The sequence below is a fragment of the Streptomyces sp. YIM 98790 genome (assembly GCF_011421595.1).
Classification (GTDB): domain Bacteria; phylum Actinomycetota; class Actinomycetes; order Streptomycetales; family Streptomycetaceae; genus Streptomyces.
The window spans coordinates 1-3694 of sequence record NZ_WTLH01000323.1 but is presented as its reverse complement, the minus strand read 5'-3'; the positions used below and the strand labels follow the sequence as shown (position 1 = coordinate 3694).

General features: G+C 78.9%; 3 protein-coding genes. All 3 read right to left on the bottom strand.

Features of this window, described 5'->3' with window-relative positions; translation table 11 throughout:
* A partial coding sequence (locus GQS09_RS27505; RefSeq protein ID WP_165990236.1) for an SGNH/GDSL hydrolase family protein occupies positions 1-884 on the bottom strand: 884 nt, incomplete at its 3' end.
* Positions 881-2095 (bottom strand): glycosyltransferase, encoded by a 1215-nt coding sequence (locus tag GQS09_RS27500; protein ID WP_313896376.1) that lies wholly within the window; start codon positions 2093-2095, stop codon positions 881-883. The genes GQS09_RS27500 and GQS09_RS27505, both read right to left, overlap by 4 nt.
* Before the next feature lie 32 nt (positions 2096-2127).
* On the bottom strand, positions 2128-3279 hold the full coding sequence (locus GQS09_RS27495) for a glycosyltransferase family 1 protein (protein WP_165990234.1): 1152 nt from the start codon (positions 3277-3279) through the stop codon (positions 2128-2130).
* Between the last annotated feature and the right edge of the window lie 415 nt (positions 3280-3694).

Below are 3694 nucleotides of genomic sequence, written 5' to 3'. Positions count from 1 at the left end.
GTGTCCAGCAGCGCCGTCCGCACCGAGGCCCGGGCGGCGGCGTCCAGCGCCGCGGTGGTGCCGCGGAACCGGTGCGCGGTCTCCACCGCGGCGAGCCGCAGCAGGCCGGGCAGCAGGTCGCGCGAACGGTCCAGGGCCCAGCGGGCGCCGCGGGTGGCCATCCAGCGCAGATCGGCGGCCGCGGTGGGCGGCGGCTGGTCGGTGCGGTCGGCGGGCGGCGGGGTGGCGGTCAGCCCGCGGGCGGTGAGCAGCGCGTGGAACTCCCGGGCCAGCAGGCGGTGGCCGCGCTCGCTGGGGTGCAGCCGGTCCACGCTCCAGCAGGCGCGGTCGCCCGCCACCGGGTGTTCGGCGAAGTGCGCGTGCAGCGCCCGGTGCCTGCGGCTGAGCTGGTGCACCAGCTCGTTGACCGAGCGCATCCGGCGGGCGAGCGGACGGGCCACGGCGGCCGGGAGCCGCAGCATCCGCCCGGGGTCGGGCAGGCAGGCGGTGAGCACCACGGCGCCGTCGGCGGTGAGGGTGCCGATCAGGGTGTCCAGGTCCCGGGCGGCCCGGTGCAGGTCGAAGGCGGACCGCAGGATGTCGTTGCCGCCGACGATCACCGAGGCCAGGTGCGGCCGGTGGCGGCGGGCGCCGGCGAGCTGCTCGCCGGCGGTGTCCGGGGTCCGGGCCCCGCTGCGGGCCAGATTGACCAGCCGGACCGGACGCCCCGGGGTGCCGAGCGACTCGGCGAGCAGTGCCGCCCAGCCCCGCCAGCCGCCGCCGGGCAGCGGATCGCCGACGCCCTCGGTGAGCGAGTCGCCCAGGGCGGCGAAGCGGAGTTCGGCCGGTCCCCGGCCGGCCCCGGGGCCGGGTCCCGGACCGGGTCCCGGACGGAGGGCGGTCACCGCGGACCGCCGGAGCCGGATGCCGGACGGTCCCCGTCTCCGGCGCGGGCCGGCACGGCCGCCGGAGCCGCGCCGTGGGCGGTGAGGAAGGCCCGCACCGCGGCCCGCCAGGGGTAGCGCTCGGCGCGCGCCCGGGCGGCGGCACGGCGTTCGGCGGCGGGCCGGTCCAGCAGCAGCTCCACCCCGTCCGCGAAGGAGTCGCCGGAGGAGTCGGCCACCGCACCGGCGTCGCCGAGCAGTTCGGGGACGGCCGAACGGCTGCTGGCCACCACCGGGGTGCCGCACGCCAGCGCCTCCAGGGCGGCCAGCCCGAAGGTCTCGGCCGGGCCGGGGGCGAGCACCACGTCCGCGGTGGCCTGGAGCGCGGCCAGTTCCACCGGATCGCCGATGTACCCGGTGAAGCGCACCGGCAGCCGGCGTTCCGCCGCGCGGCGGCGGAGCCGGCCGCCCAGCGGTCCGTCCCCGGCGACCACCAGCACCGCGTCCACGCCGCGGTCGCGCAGCCGGGCCAGGGCGTCCAGGGCCGCCTCCGGGCGCTTCTCGGGGTGCAGCCGGGAGCAGAGCGCCAGCAGCACCGGTGCGCCGCCGGTCAGTTCCCGGTGCAGGGCCGGGTCGTGCAGCCGCGGGTGGCAGCGGTCCAGGTCGACGCCGAGCGGGGCGCGCACGACGTTGCGGGCGCCCACCCGGGCGAATTCCCGCGCCGCCCATTCGGTGGTGCACACCACCCGGGTGTAGGACCAGGCGGTGCGGCGGTTGAGCCGGTCGGCGGCGGACCGGGTGAGGCCGGCCGGCAGCCCCCAGGCGTCCAGCACGCCGTCCACGCTCTCGTGCGAGACCATCACGGCCGGGATGCGGTGGTGGCGGGCCCATGCGCCGGTCCAGCGCAGGGTGGTGCGGTCGGAGACCTCCAGCCGGTCGGGCGCGAGCGACTCCAGCAGCCGTGCCAGCCGGTGCCGCCCGGTCAGCACCCGGTAGCCGCCGCTGCCCGGGACCACCGCTCCGGGCAGGGTGATCACCCGGCCCTGCGCGGTGCTCCGGTCGTCGTGCGCGGTGCCGGGCACGATCAGCACCGGGTCGTGGCCGGCCGCGCGATAGCCGGCGCCGAGCTCCCGCAGGGCGGTGCGCAGACCGCCGGAGGACGGTGCGACGAAGTTGGCGAGCCGGACGATGCGCAGTCCGGCGCGGGCCGGAGCCGGGACCGGACCCGGCACCGGGACGGCGGCCGCGGTGGTGCGGGGGTCGTTCACCGCAGGACCGCCCCTCCGGCGGCAGGGGTGCGGAGCACTTCGGCGTAGTGGCCGAGGAGCTGGTCGCCGACCGCCTCCCAGGTGCGGTCGCGCACGGCGGCGTGGCCCGCCCCGGCCAGCGCGGCGCGGCGGGCCGGGTCGTCGCGCAGCCCGGCCACCGCGTCACGCAGCGCGTCGCCGTCCAGGGCGGGCACCAGCAGTCCGGTGCGGCCGTGGTCGATGAGGTCCAGCGGTCCGCCGGCCGCCGGGGCGATCACCGCCACCCCGCTGGCCTGGGCCTCCTGCACGGTCTGGCAGAAGGTCTCGAACGGCCCGGTGTGCGCGAAGACGTCCAGCGAGGCGTAGATCCGCGCCAGGTCCTCCCCGGTGCGGCGGCCCAGGAAGACCGCGCCGGGCAGGGCGGCGCGCAGCGCGCCCTGGCTGGGGCCGTCGCCCACCACGACCAGCCGCACGCCGGGCAGCGCGGCGGTGCCGGCCAGCAGCGCCACGTGCTTCTCCGGGGCGAGCCGTCCGACATAGCCGACCAGCAGTTCGCCGCCGGGGGCGAGCTCCGCGCGCAGCCGCTCGTCGCGCAGTGCGGGGCGGAACCGGGCGGTGTCCACGCCGCGCCGCCACAGCCGGACCCGGGGGATGCCGTGCTCGGCCAGTTCGCGCAGCGAGGCGGTGGAGGGGGCCAGGGTGAGCCGGGCGGCGGTGTGCACGGCGCGGATGCGGCGCCAGGCAGCGCCGGCCCCGGCGCCCAGGTAGGTCCGCGCATAGCCGGCCAGATCGGTCTGGTAGACGGCGACGGCGGGCACGCCCAGCCGGGCGGCGGCGGCCATTCCCCGCACACCCAGCACGAAAGGGCTGGCCAGGTGGACCACGTCGGGGCGGTGCGCGGCGAGCGCGGCGGCCAGCCGCCGGCTGGGCAGGGCCACCCGCACCTGGCGGTAGCCGGGCAGCGGCAGGGCGGGGATCCGCACGACCGGTGCGGGCCCCTGGGGTGCCGGTGCGGCGGCCGGCCCCCGGGAGGCGGCCCCGGCCGGAGCCGGGGCGATCACCAGGGGGTCGTGGCCGCGCCGGGCGAGGTGGAGGGCGGTCTGCAGGGCGCAGTGCGCGACCCCGTTGACATCCGGCGGATAGGACTCGGTGACGATGGCGACTCGCATACCCGCGTTGTCGCCGCCCAGGGCGTTCGGGGCCCCACATCCGCGTGGCCGCCGGGCAAACGTGTCATGAGCAAGTCGCCNCCCGCGTTGTCGCCGCCCAGGGCGTTCGGGGCCCCACATCCGCGTGGCCGCCGGGCAAACGTGTCATGAGCAAGTCGCCCCCGCCGTGTCCGCGCGGACACGGCGGGTAAATCCGACCGATACGGAAGTCGGTTGACAACTTTCCGGCCATTTTCGGGAACCGGCCGGGGATCGCCGCTCCCCGCCGGGAGACGGGCACGCGTCCGGGACGGCGCGGCGCAGGGCGCGGCGCCGACGCGGACGTGTCCGCGGTCCCGCCGTTCCGGGTGCTCCCCGCAGGCGGACGCCGCCGGTGAGGTCCGCGCGCTCCGGGCGCCGCTGCCGGCCGGTGCCG

Bases quoted from the DNA above. Each gene is read 5' to 3' on its own strand.
- GQS09_RS27495 (WP_165990234.1), bottom strand. From the start codon at position 3,279: ATGCGAGTCGCCATCGTCACCGAGTCCTATCCGCCGGATGTCAACGGG.